This window comes from Micrococcus sp. CH7, assembly GCF_001595485.1.
Lineage (GTDB): Bacteria > Actinomycetota > Actinomycetes > Actinomycetales > Micrococcaceae > Micrococcus > Micrococcus luteus.
In genome coordinates, this window is the sequence record NZ_LOSQ01000044.1 from 23,940 (window position 1) to 45,753 (window position 21,814).

Consider the following 21,814-nt stretch of genomic DNA (forward strand, 5'->3'; position numbering starts at 1 on the left):
TGAGAGGAACGACGGACAGATGGCCTCTCGCTGCGCTCCCGGTATGACTCAGCCGCTCGTCCACCCGCCCAAGGCCCAGCCGGGCGACAGGATCGCCGTCGTCTCGCCGTCGTTCGCGGCTCCCGGCTTCGCGCCCGCGGTGCACGAGCAGGCGATGCGCCGCCTGGCCGAGGTGACCGGACTGGTGCCGGTCGAGTACCCCACCACCCGGCAGCTCGGGGCGAGTCCCGAGGATCGGGCGCGGGACCTGAACGCGGCGTTCGCGGACCCCCAGATCCGGGCGGTGATCGCCACGGTGGGCGGGGAGGACCAGATCACCGTGATCGGCCACCTGGACGCGGACGCCGTGCGCGCGGACCCCAAGCCGTTCCTCGGCTACAGCGACAACACCAACCTGCACCAGTGGCTGTGGGCGAACGGCGTGGCGAGCTTCTACGGCGGCTCCACCCAGGTGCACCTGGGGCCGGGGCCGGCTGTGGACGAGGTGCACGCCGCGTCCCTGCGGGCCGCCCTGCTGACGGGAAGGCGGCTGGAGATCACGGAGCCGGGGGAGTCGGAGGACCACGGCGTCGACTGGCTGGACCCGCGGGCGCTCACCGAGTTCGGGACCCGCGAGCCGGTGCCGGGCCCCCATGACGACGACGGCGGCGCGCCCGGCGCGGGCGCCTCGCCCTGGCGCTGGGCCGGGCCGCAGCGCGCGGTGACCGGCCGGACGTGGGGCGGGTGCCTGGAGGTGCTGCCGTGGGTGATGGCGGCCGGCCGCGGGCCTGCGGACATGGCGGTGCTCGAGGGTGGTGTGCTGCTCATCGAGACCAGCGAGGAGCTGCCGAACGCCGGCGAGATTCGGCGGCTGCTGCGGATCCTAGGGGAGGGCGGCGTGCTCGGCGCCGTGGACGCCGTCCTGGCGGCCCGCCCGCCGACGAGCTCCTTCGAGGCGCCGCGGGGTGCGGAGGAGCGGGCACGGCTGCGCGCGGAGCAGGCCGATGTGGTGCTGGAGGAGGTCGGGCGCTACAACCCGGACGCGGTGGTGTGCGTGGGCGTCCCGTTCGGCCACACCCGGCCGCAGTGGGTACTGCCGCACGGCGGCGTGATGACCGTGGACGGCGTGGAGAAGCGGGTGTGGGCGGAGTACTGCTGAGAACAGGCACCGCGACCCAACACCCAGAAAGATGCACATCACAGCCAGGCCCGCGAGCCCGGCGCGCCCCGTGCCCACCATGGGCATGGACCTCAGCTCTGCGCTGGACGGCGTTTCCGTCCTGACCATCACCCTGAACCTGCCCGGCCCAGCGCCGTCGTCGGGCTGCCGACCCGGCACGGCCTGCTCGAGCCCGACACCATCCTCGGCAGCGTGGCCCGGTGCGGCCAAGCCCGATGCGGGGCCGTGCTTGGTACGGTGCGACATAGACGGCGTCCGCGTCTGAGGCGCTCGCGAGCAAGGACCCCCATGAGTGAACCGATAGGGCTGCGTGACGCTGCCATTGAGTGGCTGAAGATGCGTTCGCTCGATGGCCAGGTACCGCTCACCCGGGAGGACATCGGTGACTTCCGGTGGAACGGGGAGCCGTTCCCGCTGATCTCTACGCAGAACGGAATCCGCAAGCCGGCAGGGTTTGATGCCGCGCTTTCCTTTTACACGGTGTATCGCCCAAAGGGTCATGCCCGTCCCTACGAGGATGAAATCGGCGACGACGGCCTCATGCGCTACAAGTGGCAGGGCACGAATCCCCGTCTCCCAGCGAACCAGGGGCTCTTCCGGGCATACGAGCGCGGCCTCCCGCTGATCTGGTTCGTTGGCGTGGGCATGAGTCCGGCACGGTTTCAAGTGGTGGCTCCGGTCTATGTTGTAGGACGCGAGGATGAGCGACACCAAATCGTCTTTGCGCCGATGGAGCCGGAGGATTATTCGCCGGAACTCATGCATGAGTCTGTTCTAGAAGCGTCTCTCAAGCGGTACCTGAGGCGGGAGGTCAAGATCCGCGTTCACCAGCCGCATTTCCGTTCCACCGTGCTGGCCGCCTACGACAACCACTGCGCGGTCTGCAATTTTGCGCATCCGGAATTGCTGGACGCTGCTCACATTGTTCCGGATCGTGAGGTGCATGGTCTGCCGACCGTTGTCAATGGCCTTGCCATGTGCAGGATCCACCACGGTGCTTTCGACAATCACTTCTTGGGCATCACACCTGACTTCACCGTGGAGATCCGACAAGATCTCTTGGACGAGGTAGATGGGCCGATGCTGCGGCACGGACTTCAGGACCTCCACGGGCGAAAACTCATGAAGCTGCCCACGCGGCGGGCTGACCGCCCGTCCCGTGAGAATCTCGCGTGGGCATACGAGCGCTTCCGGGAGGCCACCATCGCCGATGTCGCCTGATGCGGCTCGGCCGTGATGATGGTCCGCGGGCTGTGACGTGCCGGGGATGGGGAGCAACCATTGCGGCGACGAAGATGCGCCGGGGAGAGACCATTTCGGTGACGGCACCCGGGGGCTCGAGCTTGTCCCTATCTCTCGTCAGTGGCCCCAAGGTCTCGCCAACCCCCCCACCCATGCGGGTGAACTGGGTGTTCCATTCCCGAATGCCCCGTTGAGCGAGGAGCACCTCATGACCCCCACGACCTCCACCCCCGCCACGTTCCACGGCAACCGTGTGGACCAGCAGTTCATCGCCGGCCAGTGGCGAGACGGCGCCACCGGGCAGCGCAAGACGGACATCAACCCGTACACGGACGACGTCGTGGCCGAGTTCACCCTGGCCACGGAGGAGGACCTCGACGAGGCCTACCGCGCCGCCGCCGAGGCCCAGAAGGCGTGGGCCGCCACCGGGCCCGGCGAGCGCTCCGCCGTCCTGCGCCGCGCCGCCGCGATCATGGAGGAGTGCCGCGAGGAGATCGCGGACTGGCTTGTGAAGGAGTCCGGCTCCACGCGCATCAAGGCCGCCGCGGAGATCGGCTCGGCCATCGCCATCACGTACGAGGCCGCCACGTTCCCCACCCGCGTGCACGGCACCATCCACCCCTCCAACGTCCCGAACCGCGAGATGCGCGTGTACCGCAAGCCGATCGGCGTCGTCGGCGTGATCTCCCCGTGGAACTTCCCGCTCCACCTGTCCCAGCGCTCGGTGGCCCCCGCGCTGGCGCTGGGCAACGCCGTCGTGCTCAAGCCCGCCTCGGACACCCCGGTGACTGGCGGCACCCTGCTCGCGCGCGTGTTCGAGGAGGCCGGCCTGCCCGCGGGCGTGCTGTCCGTGGTGGTGGGCGCCGGCTCCGAGATCGGCGACGCCTTCGTCAAGCACCCCGCGCCGCGCCTGATCTCCTTCACGGGCTCGACTCCGGTGGGCAAGCAGGTCGGCGCCAACGCCGTCTCGGGGGACACCCTGAAGAAGGTCGCGCTCGAGCTGGGCGGCAACGCGCCGCTCGTGGTGCTGGACGACGCGGACCTCGACGCCGCCGTCGACCAGGCCGTGCAGGGCGGCTACCTCCACTCCGGCCAGATCTGCATGTCCGTGCAGCGCGTGATCGTGGACGAGAAGGTCTACGACGAGTTCCTCCCCAAGTACGAGGCCGCCGTGCGCGGGCTCAAGGTGGGCGACCCCGACGCGGAGGGCGTGCTCGTGGGCCCGGTCATCAACGACACCCAGCTGGAGACGCTCAAGAAGAAGATCGCCAGCGCCGAGGCCGACGGCGCCCGCGCCCTCGTGGGCGGCGAGATCACCGGCCGCGTGGTGCCCCCCTTCATCTGGGTGGACGCGACGCCGGACATGGAGATCACCCGCGAGGAGATCTTCGGGCCCATGACCGTGGTGCTCCAGGCACGCGACGAGCAGCACGCGCTGGAGCTGGCCAACGACCACGAGTTCGGGCTGTCCTCCTCCGTGTTCACCCAGGACCTGGACCGCGGCCTGCGCTTCGCGGAGGGCACCGAGGCCGGCATGACCTACATCAATCAGATGAGCGTCCAGGACGAGGCCCACGTGGCCTTCGGCGGCGCACGGAACTCGGGGCTCGGGCGCTTCAACGGCGAGTGGGCCATCGAGGAGTTCACGACCGACCACACGATCGGCGTGACGCGCCTGGGCTGACCCAGACCGGCTACGCGACGCCCCCCTGCTGAGTGACGAGCCCTGCGATATGGCCCCTAAAACCCGCTGATAGGGGCCATATCGCAGGGCTCGTTCCCGGGTGCCGCGGGTGCGAGGTGAGGCGAGCGGAGCACCTCTCCTGCACAGGTGCGGAAACCTCAGCCGTGGTCCCCAGATCCCGCTCCGCGCGCCCCGATCGCCCACGCGGAGCACCAGCCTGGTCGCATGCCGCGACCCCTCGCTCCTCTCGCCACGTCGCTTCCTACGATTTTGACCGTCCCGGAGGGACGAGAGGCCGGCCTGAGCCGCGCCCGGCTCCGCGCACCGGACCTGGTCGCGATCGGCCACGGCCTGCGCATGAGCCGGGATGTCGAGGCCACGTGGACGGACTATCTGCGCGCCGTCCAGTCGCTGAACCCCTCGGGGGTGTTCTCCCACGCCACGGCCGCGCGGATCTGGGGGATGTGGATCCCGGGCCGGCTGCTCGAGGATCCGCGGGTCCATCTCGCGAAGGAGCGCGGCCACGGAGGACGGACGAGTCGGTCGGGCCTGGTCATGCACCAGCTCCAGCCGGACGCACCCGTGATCGAGTACCGGGGTCTGCGTCTGACCGCCCCCGCCTGGACTTGGGTGGACCTCGCCCATCACCTCTCTGTCGAGGACCTCGTGGTCGCTGGGGACAGCCTGCTGCCGTCACCGCACGGGGCGGAGGCGCGCCGTCTCGGTCACCTGCCTCCCCGGGCCACCACGGTGGAGCAGATGCGGCGTCTCGCGCACGCACGGAAGAACGTCCGCGGCATCGTGCGGGCCCGCGCCGTGCTGGACCTGTTGCGCACGGGCGCGGATTCTCCGCCGGAGTCGCGGCTACGGCATCGGCTCCACGAGGCGGGATTCCCCGAGCCTCAGGTGAATCCCCCGATCCGCTTGAGCTCCGGGGAGACGGTCCGCGTGGACCTGGCCTGGGAGGAACTGCGGCTGTGCCTCGAGTTCGACGGCGACCAGCACCGTACGGATCGGGCTCAGTGGCAGCGGGACCGGGCGCGCAGGCGTGGCCTCGAAGCCGACGACTGGGCCGTCACCTGGGTCGCGGGCGAGGTCTTCACACGCGGCGGCTGGCCCCGCTTCGTCGGGGATCTGTCCCGTCTCATGCGTCGCCAGGCCACCCGTCGCGGCGCGGTGCTGCCGCCGGGACTACCGGGGGAGTGAGGCGGCGGCGCGCGCCGGCGTCGTGGTCTGCCTTCACGGGACGATGAGCCCTGCGATATGGCCCCTATAACGCCCCGGAAAGGGCCATATCGCAAGGCTCGTCGCAAGAACCGCCCCGCCTCACCGCTTCCGGTACAGCCCCTTCTTCTGGAAGACCGGGTCGCTCGTCACGAGCATGCCCAGGGACCGGAAGATGCCCTCGTCCACGGAGCCGAGGATCGTCGTCGTGTGGACGTCGCACTTCTCCAGGTTGGCCAGCTGGTCGACGGCGGCCCGCGCGTTCTCGTCGGTCGCGGCGGACACGGACAGGGCGATCAGCACCTCATCCGTGTGAAGGCGCGGGTTGGACGAGCCCAGGTGGACGGTCTTGAGGGTCTGGATCGGCTCGATGGCGGCGGGGGAGAGCAGGTGCACGTCGTCGGACAGGCCGGCTAGCACCTTCAGCGCGTTCAGCAGCATGGCCGCCGAGCAGCCCAGCAGCTCCGAGGTCTTGCCGGTCACCAGGGTGCCGTCCGCCAGCTGCACGGCCGCGCCGGGCTCACCGGTGCGCTCGGCCACCAACTGCGCGGCACCCACCACCGGACGGTCCTCCGAGCTCAGGCCCAGCTTGGACATCACCAGGGCCACGCGCTCGGACTCGGTGTCGTCCGCGCCCTCCAGGGCCTCGTTGACTTGAGCCTTGTAGTAGCGCCGGATGATCTCCTGTTTCGCGGCCGCCTGGCACACCTCGTCGTCCACGATCGCCGCGCCGGCCATGTTCACGCCCATGTCCGTGGGGGACTTGTACGGGGTGGTGCCCGTGACCTTCTCCAGCAGCGCGGACAGCAGCGGGAACACCTCGACGTCGCGGTTGTAGCTCGTCACCCGCTCGCCGTACTCGGCCAGGTGGAACGGGTCGATCAGGTTGATGTCGTCCAGGTCCACGGTGGCGGCCTCGTAGGCGGCGTTCACCGGGTGCTCGAGCGGCAGGTTCCAGATGGGGAACGTCTCGAACTTCGCGTAGCCGGCCGGGATGCCCCGCTGCCGATCGTTGTACACCTGGCTCAGGCACGTCGCCAGCTTGCCGGAGCCCGGGCCGGGGGCCGTCACGACGACGAGGTCCCGCGTGGTCTCGGACCACTCGTTGGCACCGAAGCCCTGCTCCGAGACGATCGTGGACATGGCGTGCGGGTAGCCGGGGATCACGCGGTGGCGGGCCACCTTCAGGCCGAGCCGCTCGAGCTTCTCAAGGAACGCCAGCGCACGGTGGTTGGCGTCCTCCAGCTGCGTGACCACCACGTGCTCCACCAGGAACCCGCGCTCCCGGAACACGTCCACGAGGCGCAGGACGTCGTCCTCGTACGTGATGCCCAGGTCCGCGCGGACCTTGTTCCGCTCGAGGTCCTTGGCGTTGAAGCACACCAGGATCTCGGTCTCGTCCTTGATGCGGTCGAGCATCGCGATCTTGTTGTCCGGGGTGAAGCCGGGCAGGACGCGGGAGGCGTGCAGGTCGTCGAACAGCTTGCCGCCCATCTCCAGGTACAGCTTCCCGCCGATCTGGCGGCGGCGTTCCTGGATGTGCTGGGACTGGAGCTCGATGTATTTCGCGCGGTCGAAGCCGATCGGGTGGGTGGCCGCGGCGGCGGCGGTGGCCATGGTGGGGACGCTGTCAGCGGTGCCGGTCATGGACCTCCAGCATAGCCCGTCTCATCGGCCGAGCCGGTGTCCGCCACCCAGTCCGTCTCCGGGTCGTCGTAGGAGCGGGTGCGGCCGGTGCGCAGGTCCGTGACGTCCATGACGCCCGTCTCCGGGTGGTACCGGACCGACTGGTGGGAGGCCTGGTCCACCACCGTGATGGCCTGTGTGTCCGGGTCGAAGTCCGCCACGCGCACCCGGCCCTCGTCCTCCTCGGCGGGGCCGAACACCGGAAGCGGCATGCGCTCCCGCGCGCGGGCCGCGCGTCGGACGGCCCGCGCGTGCGCCTGCTCCGCGAGCCGGCGCAGGCGGTCCAGCTGGTCCCTGTCCTGGCTGACGTCCGCGCCGGGCAGGCGCCACTGGTAGCGGTACGCCAGCATGCGCACCGTGAAGATGAGCAGCGCGATCAGGAAGCCCGTGAACGCGTTCAGGGCGCCGCGCTGCGCCACGAGCTCCGCCACGGCCGCTCCCACCACGGCGGGCATCACGTACACGCCGCGGGGGTCGAAGATGGACGGCACCTCGTTGGCCACGATGTCCCGCAGCACGCCGCCGCCGAGGGCGCCCACGGTGGCCACCACCACCACGGACACCGGGTGCACGCCCATCGCGTGGGCGATCATCACACCGGAGACCGTGAACAGGGCCAGGCCCGCCGCGTCGAACAGCGTGATCGTCAGGTTCAGGCGGTTCGGGTGGATCGCCTTGACGTACACCAGCAGGGACACCAGCACGGGCGGGGCCAGGTAGATCGGGTCCTGCAGCGACGCCGGCAGGCCCCGGTCCAGGACGATGTCCCGGGTGATGCCGCCGCCCAGGCCCGCCAGCAGGGCCAGCGCCACGGAGCCCACCAGGTCGAAGTCTTTGCGTGCGGCCAGCAGGGCGCCGGAGACCGCGAAGAAGAACACCCCCACCAGGTCCAGGGCGGTCAGCAGCCAGGGGACGTCGGCCAGCTCGGCGAACAGCTGCGGCAGGGCCACGGCGGCTCCTTTCCAGGGGGAGGGGTCAGCGGCGGGAGGCGGCGTCGTCGCCCTCGACGGCGCGGTCCATGCCATTCTCCTCGACCTGCGGGGTGGGAGTGGTGGGCTCCTGGCCGCTCTCGCGCGGCGGGTCGTCGGGGCTGCCCTGGTCCCGGACGTCCGGCACGGGCGGGGCGTCGTCCGGGTCCATGCGCTGGCGCTGGGTCTCCCCGGTGATCTCCGCGCCCGGGGCCATCCACTCCCGGCGCAGGGAGACCACGCGCAGCGCCAGGACCACGAGCATCACCGCGAGCATCGTGTAGATGCTCAGCAGCTCGGCCTGGCCCAGCGCGGAGGTGGCGGCGGCGCCGATCAGCGCCGGCACGGCGTACCAGCCGCGCCCGCCGAACACGGCCGGGGGCTCGCCCGCCACCACGTCTCGCAGCAGGCCGCCGCCCACCGCCGTCACGAGCCCGAGCACCGCGGCCGAGACGGGGGAGAGCCCCCCGAGCAGCGCGATCCGGGTGCCGACCACGCAGTACACGGCCAGTCCCACCGCGTCCACGAGCATCACCGCGTGCTTGCCGCGCTCGCCGTCGAGGACCTTGAAGAACACGGCCAGCGACGCCAGCACCGGCAGGATCAGGTACCACGGGTTGCGGAAGGCAGCCGGGACGTCCTGGTTGACGATCAGGTCGCGGATCACGCCGCCGCCGGTGCCCACCATGAGCGCCAGCAGCAGGGAGCCGACGATGTCGTACCCCTTCCGGACGGCCAGGATAGCGCCGGAGATCGCGAAGAAGAACACGCCCACCAGGTCCACCGCCGTGACGATCTGGGTCACGGCCTCGGCCACCTGGCCGGTCTCGTCGACGGCGGAGGGCAGGTCGCGCTGGAGCTCTTCCGGGCTCTTGGGGGACGTGGTCAGCAGCCAGACGGCGACGGAGCAGGTCAGCATGGGGTCACGGTAGCGGGGACGCTCCTGTGGTGTCCCCGCAGCCCGGGCCGGCGCCCGTCATGTCAGGGGAGGCGGGTAGGCGCTCCAGTCGTCGTCCGGAGCCGACGCCGGGCCCCTGTCGGTCAGAGAGCGGATGTAGGCGCCGAGGTAGGGAAGGGCGAAGCGGAGGTACCCGTGTCCGTCCGGTTGCACGTAGCCGCTGTCGATGAGTCGGTTCCGATACTGATTCACATACTGGCTGTAGGAGCCGAGGCGCGCGGTGATGTCGCCGATGCGGGATCGCTCCTCGTCGACAGCCATGGCGCGGAGGAACTCCTGATCCTTGGCGGAGAGGTCGTTGAAGACCTTTGACAGCACGCGGTCCATCACCGCCTGCAGCCCCCGGGCGCGGGCTGCCTCGGCGGCAGACAGGTCGATCCGGGGCTGGTTCGGCCGGTGTCGCCACGCGTAGTCGCCCAGCAGCTGGACGAGGTAGGGGTAGCCCTGGGCCGCGGCGATCAGCATCTCCAGGGCTTCTGCGGTGAACTCCCGGCCGCCGAGGCGTGCCGTCTCCGCGAGGACGTGGCGGGTCTCCTTCGGGGAAAGTCGGTGGAAGTCGGCGGTCCGGGAGCGGCGGAGAAAGGTCGTGTGCTCCTGCCGTACGAGTTCGTCGAGGTCGACCTTGATGCCGGCGAATGCCACGACGATGTCTGCTCCGCGGCTGATGGCATGGGAGATCTCCCGTGCGACGGCGCTGACCTCTCGCAGGCGCGTCTTGCCCGAGGAGACCTCGTCGATCGTGATGAGGATTCCGCGCACCCCGGCATGTTGGGCAACGGTCACCAGATCATTGCGCATGAGTGGACGAGAGGGACGCTCTGTGACCTCCCACGCGGCGGAGAAGTGCCAGAGCCCCAGTTCCTTGAGCTCACGTTTGGTCTGCCGGGGTAGGGAATTCACGACGTCTGGCAACGTGCTCTCCACCAGCCGGCGTTGGAGGCCCGCGCTGGCATCCTCGCTGATCACGAGCCAACCAGCATCTCGGGCGAGGTCTTCGATCCGCTGCAGCATGGAGGTCTTTCCGGCGCCCCTCAGCCCGGACAGGAGGACGGACTGGTTCTCGCCGAAGTCATGGTCTTGGAAAACTCTGCCCATGTCGCGGAGCAGGTCTTCGTGGCCGCCGAACACGAGGGGACGCCGCCCGTACCCCGGCGTGAAGGGGCTGTTCGGCTGGTCTGGGCAGGGCACGGGATCGCGCATGCTCACATCGTATTTGTTTTTTTTGTTCGGCAGACCCGTCAGCGCCCGCCGAACTCGGCGGCCAGGCGCGCCGCGAGGCCCGTGTACCCGGCCGGGGTCAGCTCCAGCAGGCGCGCCTGGGCGCCCTCGGACAGGCCCAGGCCCTGCACGAACTCGCGCATGCGCGCCCCGTCCACGCGGTGGCCGCGGGTCAGCTCCTTGAGGCGCTCGTAGGGGTTGTCCATGCCCGGCACGCCGGCGATCGCCTCGGCACGCATCACGGTCTGGACGGCCTCGCCGAGCACCTCCCAGTTCGTGTCGAGGTCCTCGGCCAGCACGGGCTCGGCCACCTGGAGCTGGCCCATGCCCTTGGTGACGTTGGTCAGGGCGAGCACCGAGTGGCCGAGGGCCACGCCGATGTTGCGCTGCGACGTCGAGTCCGTGAGGTCGCGCTGCCAACGGGACTCCACGAGGGTGGCGCCCAGCGAGTCGAGCAGGGCGCAGGAGAGCTCGAGGTTGGCCTCGGCGTTCTCGAAGCGGATCGGGTTCACCTTGTGCGGCATGGTCGAGGAGCCGGTCGCGCCGGCCACGGGGATCTGCGCGAAGTAGCCGATGGAGATGTAGCTCCACACGTCCACGCAGAAGCCGTGGAGGATCCGGTTGAAGCGCGCGACGTCGGCGTACAGCTCCGCCTGCCAGTCGTGGGACTCGATCTGGGTGGTCAGCGGGTTCCAGGTGAGGCCGAGGTGCTCCACGAAGGACCGGGAGAGGGCCGGCCAGTCCGCGTCGGGCGCGGCGGCGAGGTGGGCGGCGTAGGTGCCGGTGGCGCCGTTGATCTTGCCCAGGTACTCCTGGCCGGCGATGCGCCGGGTCTGGCGGGTCAGGCGATGGACGAACACGGCCATCTCCTTGCCCAGCGTGGTGGGCGTGGCCGGCTGGCCGTGCGTGCGGGAGAGCATGGGGGTCTCGGCGGCCTCGGCGGCCATCGCGGAGACGGTGGCCACGGCGGCGCGGGCGGCCGGCAGCCAGACCTGCTCGACGGCGTCGCGCACGCCCACCGCGTAGGCGAGGTTGTTGATGTCCTCGGAGGTGCACGCGAAGTGCACGAGCGGCTTCAGCCGGCCCAGGCCCAGCCCCTCGAGGCGGTCGGCGATGAAGTACTCGACGGCCTTCACGTCGTGCACCGTGACCTTCTCGGTGGCCGCCAGCTCGGCCACGGACTCCGCGTCGAAGTCCGTGACGATCGCCCGCAGGCCCGCCTGCTGCTCGGCCGTGAGCGGCTCGAGACCCGGCAGCACACGGTGCTCGGCCAGGTGGATGAACCACTCGACCTCCACGTGGATGCGGTTGCGGTTCAACGCCGCCTCGGACAGGTGCTCCACGAGCGGCTCCACCGCCGCACGGTAGCGGCCGTCCAGGGGGCCGAGGGCGATGCCGGCCTCGGCGAGGGAACGGCGGTGGGCGGTGGACGCGGGCGCGGGCTGCGAGGTCATGGCCCCCATTCTGGCAGGCGCCGCGGACGCCCGACGAAGGCGACGACCGGGTCCGTCCTCAGCCGTCCGTCGACGCCGGCCACCAGTCTCGCCGCAGCACCGCGAGCTGCACCGAGTCCCATCGCCGGCCCTCCCAGGAGCGGGCCTCGGGGATGCGGGCGACCTCGGTGTACCCGACGCGGACCGCCGACGCGATCATCCGCGCGTTGCCGGACCACGTGACCAGGCTCAGCAGGTGCGCGTCCGTCTCCGCGAACGACGCGTCCGACCACAGCGTGAGCGCCGCCCGCCCGACGCCGCGGCCCCACGTGGTCGGGTCGAACAGCAGGATGCCGAGCTCCCACCAGCCCGAGCCCGCCGGATGCTGCTCCGTGCGGGTCACGAGACCGACGGGGGCGCCGTCCACCGTGACGACCCGGACGTCAGGGTCGCCGACGCGCCGGCGCGCGTGGTCGGCGTCGAAGTCCGCGCGGCTCGGCGGGGCGGCCGTGTCCGCGGCGTGGAAGTAGGGGGCGTCCCACCACTTCCACTCGGGGTCCTCGGCGCCGTGCACGTGCCGCTGTTCACCGCGTTCGCCGCGGGTGCCGCGCGGATGCGCATCGAGGGCGCGGCGGCGCGGCTCGTCGTCGCCGAGCCCCGCCAGGCCGAGAAGCTCACGGACATCCCGGGCATCGAGATCATCCGCACCGGCCCGGAGTGGGACGCGCTCGCGGACTCCGCGCCGCTGGCCGAGGACGTCGCCGTCGGCGGGGACGGGCCGATCGCCCTGCTGTTCACCTCCGGCACCACCGGCCGCCCCAAGGGGGTGCCCGTGCCGCTGCGCGCGGCCGCCGCGTTCGCCGTCTACCTCACGTGCGCGGTGGACCTGCGCCCCGAGGACCTGTTCTGGAACGCGGCCGACCACGGGTGGGCGTACGGGCTGTACTACGGGATCGTCGGCACGCTGGTGCTCGGGGCGACCTCGGTCCAGTACCGCGGCGCCTTCTCCCCGGCGACCATGGTCGAGGTGATCCGCTCGCAGGGCGTCACGAACCTCGCCGGCGCCCCCACGATGTTCCGCGCGCTGGCCAAGGCCGGGGAGGTCACCGAGGACGCCCCGCTGCGGCTGCGGCGCGTGTCCACGGCGGGGGAGCCGCTGCCGCCGTCCGTGCTCGAGTGGGGCCGGGCGGCCCTCGGCACGGAGATCCGCGACCACTACGGCCAGACCGAGCTGGGCATGGTCATCTGCACCCTTGCGCACCCCGAGCTGGCCGCGCCGCCCCGCCCGGGTTCGATGGGTGTGCCCCTGCCGGGGATCGCCGCCCAGATCCGGGACGGGCAGATCGCGATCGACGCGGCGTCGCCCCTGTTCTGGTTCCCCGGCTACCTCGGGGAGCCGGAGAAGACCGCGGAGCGTTTCACCCCGGACGGCCGCTGGTACCTGACCGGGGACACCGCCCGGCAGGACGACGACGGCTGGTTCTTCTTCTCCTCCCGGGACGACGACGTGATCCTCGCCGCCGGGTACCGGATCGGCCCGTTCGACGTGGAGTCCGTGCTCATCGACCACCCGCGGGTGCAGGAGGTCGCCGTCGTCGGCCTGCCGGACCCGGAGGGGGTGCGGGGCGAGGAGGTCGTGGCGTTCGTGGTGCCCGCCGGGGCCGTCGCGGACCCGGACGCCCTGGCGGCCGAGCTGCAGGCGAAGGTCCGCGACGAGTACTCCAAGCACGCCTACCCGCGCCGGGTGCACTTCGTGGACCGGCTGCCCAAGACCCCCTCCGGCAAGCTGCAGCGGTTCCTGCTGCGCCAGGGGACCACCGACTGAGTCAGCGGTGCACGAGCCGCAGGAACGCGCCGATCATCGGCAGGTCCTCGGGCCTGGTGGGCAGCGCGTCCGCGAGGGCGGGGGAGTGGACGAGGTAGGCGGCCCACTGCCCGCGCGAGATCGACACGTTGAGCCGGTTCCGGTTCAGGAGGAAGTCCAGCCCGCGCGGCACCTCCTGCGGTGAGGACGCGGCCATCGTCAGGATCGCGACGGCGGCCTCCCGGCCCTGGAACTTGTCCACGGTGCCGACGGTGGTGCCCTCGAGACCGGCGGCGTCGAGCGCCTCCCGGACCGTGGCGACCTGCGCGTTGTACGGGGCCACCACGATCACGTCGGACGGCTCGAGCGGTCTGCCGGGGTCGTCCGGGCCGGTGGACCAGGCGCGGCCGAGCAGTGTCCGGATGATCTCGACGACGGCCGCGGCCTCCTCCGGCGAGGAGACCGCGTTGCCCGTGTGGGAGACCGGCCACGGGTGCAGCCCGGGCTCCACGCCGTCGAGCCGGCGGGCGTCCGTGACCTCCTCCCGCGCGCCGAGCTCGCCGGCGTAGGAGAGCGTGGAGACGGCCTCCGTCAGCGCGGAGTGCATACGCCAGGAGGTGTCCAGGAAGAAGCCGCGGTCTGCGCGCAGCACCGGCTCGTCGGCGGCCAGCCAGCTCAGCGCGGCCTCGCCAATCGGCTGGGGGTGGGTCCCCTTGGTGACCTGCGGCAGCTGCTGGGGGTCGCCGAGCAGGAGCACAGTGCGGGCCATGGCCGCCGCGGCGAGGGTGTGCGCCAGGGAGAATTGCCCGGCCTCGTCGATCACCAGGAGGTCGAACTCCTGCACGTCCTCGTGCGCGAAGGTCCAGGCGGTGCCGCCGACGACGTGGCCGGGGAGGCCGATGTACGGCTTGGCGTCCGACACCGTGGCCCAGGGGCGCTCGGGCGCGTCCTTGCCGCGCTTCTCCGCCTTGAGCACCTGTTTCTTCGGCACCCCGATGGACACGAGCTTGCCCAGGAAGTTCTCCACCACGGCGTGGGACTGGGCCGTGACGCCCACGCTCCACCCGCGTTCGAGCAGGGCCTTCACGGCGTGGCTCCCCACGTGGGTCTTGCCCGTCCCGGGAGGGCCCTGGACGGCGACGTAGGAGCCCCGCGCGGACTCGAGCGCCTCCACGAGCGCCTCCCAGCCCTGGCGGGCGGGAGCGGGCGCGGAGTCGCCCTCGCGCAGCTCGGTGGAGATGGCCGCCAGGGGGCGGCCGGCGGTCGCCGGGGGGCGGCGCGCCAGGATGTCGAAGGCGGCCGTGGACGGGGCGGCGGCGTCGCCTCCCGATCCCGGCAGACCGCCGGCCTGCACCGCGGTCCGGGCGCGCTCGCGCAGGCGCTCCTTGAGCTTGTCCGTGTTCACCACCGTGTGGGCGAACGCCGCCATGGGCAGCTCCGAATGCTGCTCCACGTCCTGCGTGGGGATCTTCTCCCGCAGCAGCACCACGGAGCTGCCGTCCGGGCGGTCCTCGACGTCCTCCACGACGGCCTTGGCACCGACCCAGCGCACCGCGTTGGGTTGGAGGAGGTCGCGGCGGTCCGCCGGGACGTCCTCGTACACCGTGATGGCCTCGGCTCCGGGCTGCAGCGAGCTCCCCGGCTCCAGGGTGCCGGTCATCCGCAGCACCCGCTGGAAGGTCCGAGCGCCCTTGGGTCGGTGCCAGTCCTCGGCCACGTCCACGCGGTCCGCCACGACGTTGGCGCGGGCGTCCTGCCACTCATCCGGCGGGGAGATGCCGCGGTCGAAGAAGGCCCACCACGCGGGTTTGTCCTCGCGCTGGTAGAAGCCCAGCCCGGCGGCGAGCAGGGCCACGCCGCGCTGCTCGTCGTCCAGGACGGCGTCCGCGTCGTCCGCGGTGGGCAGGAGGCCCAGGAGGTCCGCCTCCAGGCGCGCGTCCTCGCCCTCCAAGGCGGGGGCGGGCTCGACGAGGTGCTCATCGTCGTCGGGCCGGGGTGCCGTGGCGCCGTGCTCGGCGGTGCGCCCCACCTGCTCCAGCAGCCAGTCCCGCAGCCGCGCCGTGGAGACGCAGTCGTACCGGTTGTAGTCCTCGATGTCGGCGCGGATCGCCCGCGCGACCTCGGTGTCTCCGGCCTCCAGCGCGGCGACGTACCGGTGGTACTCGGTGACGCTGTCCGCCGCCGTCGTGACGCCGTCCTCCGCCCGGTGCTCCGCCCCCATGTAGAGGGGCTCCAGCTTCTTGATGGAGTAGCTCGGCACACCGGCCCGCAGGGCGGCGCGGACCGTGGAGTAGAGGTCCACGAACAGCCCCGCGCGCAGCCAGTCGTCCAGCTCGCGCTCGCCCACACCGTGGCGCACGGTCAGGCGTTTCAGCGCGGTGACCTCGTACGCGGCGTAGTGGTAGATCCGCATCCCCGGGTGGGCCGCGCGTCGCGCCTCCACGAACGCCACGAACTGCTCGAGCGCCGCCCGCTCGGCGGCACGGGTGTCCGCCCACAGACCCGTGAACCGGAAGTCGGCCGAGGCGGTGCGCGCGGTGTCCCCACCCGGCGCCTCGACCCAGCCCCACAGGTACTCGAGGCCCTCCATGCTCCCGTCCGCGGAGACCCACAGCGGGTCCCCCTCGAAGTCGAAGAAGACGTCTCCGGCGTCCGGCGCGGGCAGCCCCGCCACGGCGCGCGGGTCCACGATCCGATGCGGCGGCAGCCCGTCCGCCCCGGCCGGCTCCAGCTGGATCGCCGCCTGTTCCCGCAGCGCCTCCCACGTGCGGCGGGCCATGCCCTCCGGCGGTGCGACGGACACCGCGAGCTGCTCGATGGTCGTGATGCCGGCCTCGCGCAGCCGGGTGCGCTGCAACCGCGTGGCCCCCGCCGTGAGCAGCACGTCCCGGTGCTCGGCGACGGCCTCCTCGCACGCCTCGCATGCGCCGCAGACGCTCAGGCGGTCGTCGCCCCAGCGAGTGGGCTCCCCGGCGGCCACGTGATCCTGCAGCAGCGCCTCCAGCCGGGCGCGCTGGTGCCGGTACACCGGGATCACCTCGTCCAGGTCCGCGACGTGCCGGGAACCGTCCCCGAGCCACAGGCTGCCCTGCCGCGCCCGCGGCACGTCCATGCCGTCCAGCAGGTCCGCGTACGCGGCGATCTGCAGCAGCGCCGTCACCCGCGCATGCCGGGCCAGCTTCGTGTCCACCACCTCGTACGCGCCCTCGGGGTGCTCCTCGTCCGTGCGGAGCACGAGGAAGTCGGCCAGGCCGCCGAACGCGCCGTCGTGCAGCATCCCCTGGAACACGACGGCGGGACGCGCGGCCAACGCCGCCGCGGTGCGCTCTTGGGCGGCCCGCACGCCCTCGGGCGTGTAGCGCTCCGGGCGGGCGAGCCGGACCACCTGGTCCGCGCCGTGCTCCGCCTCGAGTCGCGCGAGCACGCGGGACTCGTGCTCGTCCCCGAGGCGGGAGACCCGCTCGAGGAACGCATCCGCCACGCCGATCCGCGGGGCGCGCCCGAGCGCGGGGTCCACCGTCCCCCGCAGCCACCCGTAGGTGCACGTCGCGGCGGCGGTGATGTCCGAGGGGCTGAGCATGAAGGAGGCGCGGTCCGGCGCGAAGGTCACCATGCCGTCACCCTAGACAGGAGCCGCGGACACGATGGGCAGGGCCCGCGCACACGGTCCCGGCGCGCCTCGCCCCGGCGGCGGCAGGGTGGGGCCGGCGCGCGTCACACACCGGGCCGGACTTGACGTGGGTCACATCCAGGGAGTTACCTAATGATCGTTCAGTAATTCTCTGCGCCGCCGCGCCGGCGCGCCCCTGCCGGCAGGGAGGCCCGCCCATGACCGAGACCGCCCACCACCCCATGCTCGCGGAGGACCGCGTGGCACGGTGGCTCGGCGTCACCCTGGAGGCCGCCGAGAAGGACCACGCGCGCATCCGGATGACGCTCACCGAGGACCAGCACAACGGCTTCGGCCTGGCCCACGGCGGCGCCGTCTTCGCGTTCGCGGACACGTGCTTCGCGCTGACCTGCAACGACCCCGCCTCGGACGGCTCCACCCTCACCGTGGCCTCCGGCGTGGACGTCAACTTCCTCGCGGCCACCCGCGCCGGGCAGACCCTCGTCGCGGAGGGCCGCCTGGTCGCCGCCGCCGGCCGCTCGGCCGTCTATGACATCACCGTCACCACCGACGACGGCACCCCGGTGGCCGCCTTCCGCGGCCGCTCCCGCACCATCCCCGCCCCCGGACGCTGACCGGCGGACGCACCCGCCGGTGCGCCGCCGTCGTCGACCGCCGCCCGACCCCGCATCCCCAGGAGAACGCCATGCTCGAGGCCTCGATCCCCAACCCGTACACGCCGGCACCCCTGCCCGCCCCCGCCGACCGCGGGGCCCCGGACCCCGAGGAGACGATGAGCCGGGACCAGATCGAGGCGCTCCAGTTCGAACGCCTCCGCTGGACCCTGCACCACGCCTACGAGAACGTGCCCGCGTATCGGGAGCACTTCGACGCGCACGGCGTCCACCCCTCGGACTTCACGGAGCTCGGGGACCTCGCCAAGTTCCCGTACACGGACAAGGAGTTCCTGCGGAAGAGCTACCCGTTCGGCGCCTTCGCCGCCACGGGCCCCGAGCTGCGTCGCATCCACGCCTCCTCCGGCACCACCGGCCAGCCCACCGTGGTCGGCTACACCGACGACGACCTGGCCACGTGGGCCACCCTCGTCGCCCGCTGCTTCCGCACCGGCGGCATCCGCCCCGGTGACCGCGTGCACAACGCGTACGGCTACGGCCTGTTCACCGGCGGCCTCGGCGCCCACTACGGCGCCGAGCGCATCGGGGCGGCCGTGATCCCGATGTCCGGCGGGCAGACGGAGAAGCAGGTGCAGCTGATCACCGACTTCCAGCCGCGCGCCATCCTCTCCACGCCCACCTACCTGCTGACCATCGCGGACGGCTTCAAGAAGCTCGGCCTGGACCCCCGCGAGTCCTCCCTCGAGGTCGCGATCCTCGGCGCCGAGCCGTGGACCGAGGAGATGCGCCGCGAGATCGAGCAGACCTTCGACCTCGACGCCCTGGACATCTACGGCCTCTCCGAGGTCATGGGCCCGGGCGTGGCCGGCGAGTCCGCGGCCACCAAGGACGGCTCCCACATCTGGGAGGACCACTTCCGCCCCGAGATCATCGACCCGCTCACGGACGAGGTCCTCGAGACCGGCCGCCACGGCGAGCTCGTCTTCACCTCGCTCACCAAGCAGGCGCTGCCGATCATCCGGTACCGCACCCACGACCTCACCCGCCTGCTGCCGGGCACCACGCACCCGGGCCACCGCCGCATGGGCCGCATCACCGGCCGCTCGGACGACATGATCATCCTGCGCGGTGTGAACCTGTTCCCGTCGCAGATCGAGGAGCTGGCCCTCAAGGAGCCGGCCCTGTCGCCGCACTTCACCCTCGAGATCACCCGCCCGGACCGCATGGACCAGATGGCCGTGAACATCGAGCGCCGCGATCATGCGACCCTCGAGGAGGCCCAGGCCTGCGCCGCGCACCTGCGCATGGAGATCAAGACGAAGATCGGCTCCTCGTGCGTGATCAACGTGGTGGAGCCGGAGACCCTCGCCCGCTCCTCCGGCAAGCTCAAGCGCATCTACGACCTGCGCGACCAGGCCTGATCCCGTCCCCGCGGCCGAACCCGACGCCGGCGTGCCCGGTAGAGTGGACCGGTGCACCGTCGTCGTCGTCGGCGTCCGCCCGCCCCCGAAGGAGCCCCGTGCCCCAGAGCAGCCCCACCCCGCGCCGCGGCCGGCCCGGCTATGACCGGCAGACGCTGCTGGCCGAGTGCGTCGAGCTCTTCAACCGGCACGGCTACGAGGCGACGTCCATGGGCATGCTCGCCGCCCACCTGGGCATCTCCAAGTCCGCGATCTACCACCACGTGGAGTCCAAGGAGGCGATCCTCGACCACGCGGTGACGGAGGCGCTCGACGCCCTCGAGGCGTGCCTGGACGATGTGGTGGCCAGCGGGGCCGACGCCGGCGCGCAGGTCGAGGCGGCCATCCGCGGCACGCTCGGGGTGCTGGCGGAGAAGCAGCCCGAGGTGACCCTGCTGCTGCGCCTGCGCGGGAACTCGGCGGTCGAGGTGGCCGCCGTCGAGCGTCGTCGTGAGATCACCCGGCGCTTCGGTGACCTGCTCGAGGCCGCCCAGGCCGCGGGTGCGGTGCGCTCCGACGTGACCCCGCGCAACCTCGCCCGTCTGGCGCTCGGGATGATCAACTCGATCGTCGACTGGTACCGGCCGGATCGCGGCGTCCCCGGCCAGGAGGGACCGGGCCAGATGATCGACGCCGTCACGGGCGTGGTGCTCGGGGGTCTGCGGGGCTGAGGGCCCGCTGTCCTCAGCCCTCGCCGTCGAGCGCGGCGAGCACGTCGGCCACGATCGAGGCCGCACGGTCCTCGGCGTCCGCGGGCACCCCGCCGTCCGCGTCGGCCTGGGCCACGGCCACGGTGCGGGCGCCGTCCTGCACGGCCGTCAGATGCGAGTAGACGGACCCTCCGGGGGCCGGGAGCGCCGTGTACCCGGTGCCGCCCTCGTGCTCGGTCCGCGTCACCCTCTCCACGCCGAGCCCGGCCAGGTCCACCCCGGTGCAGGCCTGCGCCGCCGCTCGGGCGTCCTCCAGGGCGGCGCGGGCGGCCTCCTCCGTGGGGTACACGGTGACGCGCACGCCGAGCGGAGTGACCTCGGCGTCGGGGGACGCCGTGAAGGAGGGCGCCGGCGTCGTGGTGGGCCCGCCGCCGGTGGTGGCGGCCGTCTTTGGCTGGGCCGTGAGCCCCAGGTCCGCCGCCCCGGCCTCGGCGTCCCGCTCCAGGTCGGAGCGTGTGGCGTCCAGGCAGGCCTGCTGTTCCGCGCTGCGGGTGGAAGCCGGGCTCGCGCCGGCGTCGACCGTCTGCTCCAGGCCGGCGGCCCGCTGGCGCAGCTCCGTCTGCCGCTCCAGCGGCGAGGCGGCGCTCAGCCCCACCTCGGACCTCGGCCCCGCGGCCCGCTGCACGGCGGCCTGCACGGCCAGGGTCCGCTGCCCGTCCAGCGCGGGGGGCATCTCGAGGGACAGGCTGCCCGAGGCGGAGGCGCCGCCCGTGCTCGCCGTGGAGGCGCTGGCCGCGGGTGACGTGGGGGCCGTGGAGGCGCTGGCCGCGGGTGACGTGGACGCTGGCGAGGCCGCTGTCGTCGTGGACGACGCCGACGACGGGGCGGGGGAGGAGGGCTCTGCGCCGCCGCCCGCGCACCCGGCGAGGGCGAGTGCGCCCACGGCGAGGGCGCCGAGCAGGGGGAATCGGGGGGTCGTCATGGCCCGACTCTACGCGGGTTGTGACGGATGCCACAAGGAAGTGGCGGGGGCATGCGTCGGGGCCGCCCGATGCGTGGTGCGCACCGGACGGCCCCTGATCCGTCAGCGGAGGAGGTCAGCCGAGCGGGGTGTCCTTGTCGCCCAGGTTCCAGTCCTCCACCGGGCCGAGGTTCTCCCCGTCCGGCCCGTAGCGGTAGAACCCCTGGCCGTCGGCCACGCCGCTGTGGCCCTCGGCGATGCTCTTCTCTAGCAGCTCAGCGAAGCCGAGCTGCCAGTCGACGCCCGTGTTGCGGGAGACGTTGGCGGCCACGTGGAAGCCCACGATGTCATAGGTCTGGAACGGGCCGCGCTCGTTGCCGGTGGCCACGCGCCAGGTGCGGTCGATGTCCGCCGGGTTGCCCACGCCGTGCATGTACAGCTTGGAGCCGGCCTGCAGCCACGGGATGAGCAGGGAGTTGAGGAAGTAGCCCGGGATCTCCTTGCGCACGTGCACGGGGACCATGCCGGTCTCCTCGGCGAACTGCAGGGCTCCCGCGACGGCCTCCGGCGAGGTCGCGGCGGTACCCATGACCTCGGCGGTGTTCTGCGCCCAGATGCGGTTGGCGTAGTGCAGGGCCAGGAAGCGCTCCGGATGGCCGCTGGCGTCGGCGAAGTCCGAGGGCAGCAGGGAGGAGGTGTTCGTGGCGAACAGGGTCGTGGCGGGGGCGAGCTCGCCCACCTGGGCCCACACCTTGCGCTTGAGCTCCAGGTTCTCCGGGACGGCCTCGACCACGATGTCCGCATCCGCCAGGGCCTCGCCGAGGTCCGAGGTCGGCGTGATGCGGGCGATGGCCTCGTCGAAGCGCTGCGGGTCGTAGCCCTCCCCGAGGTCTGCCTCATAGCCCTGGCGGATCCACGCCCAGCGGCGCTCGATCCCCTCGAGGGCGGCGGGGACGGCGTCGTAGGCCATCACCTTCTTGCCGTGGTACGCCGCCTGCATGATGATCTGCGAACCCAGCACACCGGTGCCCAGCACGGTGACCTGCTCGAAACGGGTGAACTCGGACATGTGTGTCGACCTTCTTCTCTCGCGGTCCGAATGGGACGTACAGGTGAACGTCC

The 21,814-nt window shown here is 72.0% G+C and carries 17 protein-coding genes; 8 read left to right on the top strand and 9 right to left on the bottom strand.

The annotated features are described in order from the left end of the window. Positions 1-43: 43 nt before the first annotated feature. From AUV08_RS10605 to AUV08_RS10620, 4 genes are all read left to right on the top strand, one after another. On the top strand, positions 44-1,138 hold the full coding sequence (locus AUV08_RS10605) for a S66 peptidase family protein (RefSeq protein ID WP_061866818.1): 1,095 nt from the start codon (positions 44-46) through the stop codon (positions 1,136-1,138). Positions 1,139-1,447: 309 nt separating this feature from the next. Then, positions 1,448-2,380: an HNH endonuclease gene (locus AUV08_RS10610; RefSeq protein WP_061866819.1), complete on the top strand. Its 933-nt coding sequence runs from the start codon at positions 1,448-1,450 to the stop codon at positions 2,378-2,380. Between the two features lie 229 nt (positions 2,381-2,609). Then, positions 2,610-4,085, top strand: a complete 1,476-nt coding sequence (locus AUV08_RS10615) for an aldehyde dehydrogenase family protein (protein ID WP_061866820.1) — start codon at positions 2,610-2,612, stop codon at positions 4,083-4,085. Positions 4,086-4,355: 270 nt separating this feature from the next. After that, a complete protein-coding gene (locus tag AUV08_RS10620; protein ID WP_141843403.1) occupies positions 4,356-5,291 on the top strand; it encodes a hypothetical protein in 936 nt (311 codons plus the stop codon). Positions 5,292-5,411: 120 nt separating this feature from the next. Here the strand turns inward: AUV08_RS10620 and AUV08_RS10625 are convergent, their stop codons facing one another. The 6 genes from AUV08_RS10625 to AUV08_RS10650 are packed head-to-tail and all read right to left on the bottom strand — an operon-like array spanning position 5,412 to position 12,146. Further along, on the bottom strand, positions 5,412-6,956 hold the full coding sequence (locus AUV08_RS10625; RefSeq protein WP_061866822.1) for a DUF1846 domain-containing protein: 1,545 nt from the start codon (positions 6,954-6,956) through the stop codon (positions 5,412-5,414). Then, complete coding sequence (locus AUV08_RS10630; protein WP_010080076.1) at positions 6,953-7,945, bottom strand: trimeric intracellular cation channel family protein; 993 nt, start codon at positions 7,943-7,945, stop codon at positions 6,953-6,955. Before AUV08_RS10630 ends, AUV08_RS10625 begins: the two co-directional genes overlap by 4 nt. Before the next feature lie 25 nt (positions 7,946-7,970). Further along, positions 7,971-8,882, bottom strand: a complete 912-nt coding sequence (locus tag AUV08_RS10635; RefSeq protein ID WP_020625000.1) for a trimeric intracellular cation channel family protein — start codon at positions 8,880-8,882, stop codon at positions 7,971-7,973. A 57-nt stretch (positions 8,883-8,939) separates the two neighbouring features. After that, entirely contained in the window at positions 8,940-10,121 is a 1,182-nt protein-coding gene (locus AUV08_RS10640; protein ID WP_010080078.1) for an ATP-binding protein, read from the bottom strand. Between the two features lie 38 nt (positions 10,122-10,159). Further along, complete coding sequence (purB, locus tag AUV08_RS10645) at positions 10,160-11,593, bottom strand: adenylosuccinate lyase (RefSeq protein ID WP_061866824.1); 1,434 nt, start codon at positions 11,591-11,593, stop codon at positions 10,160-10,162. 58 nt (positions 11,594-11,651) lie between these two features. Beyond that, a complete protein-coding gene (locus AUV08_RS10650; protein WP_061866825.1) occupies positions 11,652-12,146 on the bottom strand; it encodes a GNAT family N-acetyltransferase in 495 nt (164 codons plus the stop codon). On the opposite strand from AUV08_RS10650, the gene AUV08_RS10655 reads away from it, so the two are divergent. Beyond that, positions 12,147-13,397, top strand: coding sequence for an AMP-binding protein (locus tag AUV08_RS10655; protein WP_231865128.1), 1,251 nt, complete (start codon positions 12,147-12,149; stop codon positions 13,395-13,397). A 1-nt stretch (position 13,398) separates the two neighbouring features. On the opposite strand, the gene AUV08_RS10660 is transcribed toward AUV08_RS10655, so the two are convergent. Further along, positions 13,399-16,989, bottom strand: coding sequence for a bifunctional RecB family nuclease/DEAD/DEAH box helicase (locus AUV08_RS10660; RefSeq protein WP_061873242.1), 3,591 nt, complete (start codon positions 16,987-16,989; stop codon positions 13,399-13,401). A 215-nt stretch (positions 16,990-17,204) separates the two neighbouring features. On the opposite strand from AUV08_RS10660, the gene AUV08_RS10665 reads away from it, so the two are divergent. From AUV08_RS10665 to AUV08_RS10675, 3 genes are all read left to right on the top strand, one after another. Continuing rightward, positions 17,205-17,621 (top strand): PaaI family thioesterase, encoded by a 417-nt coding sequence (locus AUV08_RS10665; protein WP_020624995.1) that lies wholly within the window; start codon positions 17,205-17,207, stop codon positions 17,619-17,621. A 71-nt stretch (positions 17,622-17,692) separates the two neighbouring features. Further along, positions 17,693-19,042, top strand: coding sequence for a phenylacetate--CoA ligase family protein (locus AUV08_RS10670; RefSeq protein WP_061866828.1), 1,350 nt, complete (start codon positions 17,693-17,695; stop codon positions 19,040-19,042). 98 nt (positions 19,043-19,140) lie between these two features. Beyond that, entirely contained in the window at positions 19,141-19,752 is a 612-nt protein-coding gene (locus AUV08_RS10675) for a TetR/AcrR family transcriptional regulator (protein ID WP_061866829.1), read from the top strand. Positions 19,753-19,765: 13 nt separating this feature from the next. Here the strand turns inward: AUV08_RS10675 and AUV08_RS10680 are convergent, their stop codons facing one another. Beyond that, positions 19,766-20,713 carry a hypothetical protein gene (locus AUV08_RS10680; protein ID WP_061866830.1) on the bottom strand — a complete coding sequence of 316 codons (948 nt, stop codon included), beginning with the start codon at positions 20,711-20,713 and terminating at the stop codon, positions 19,766-19,768. 115 nt (positions 20,714-20,828) lie between these two features. Then, on the bottom strand, positions 20,829-21,761 hold the full coding sequence (locus AUV08_RS10685; protein WP_061866831.1) for a 3-hydroxyacyl-CoA dehydrogenase: 933 nt from the start codon (positions 21,759-21,761) through the stop codon (positions 20,829-20,831). Positions 21,762-21,814 lie beyond the last annotated feature (53 nt).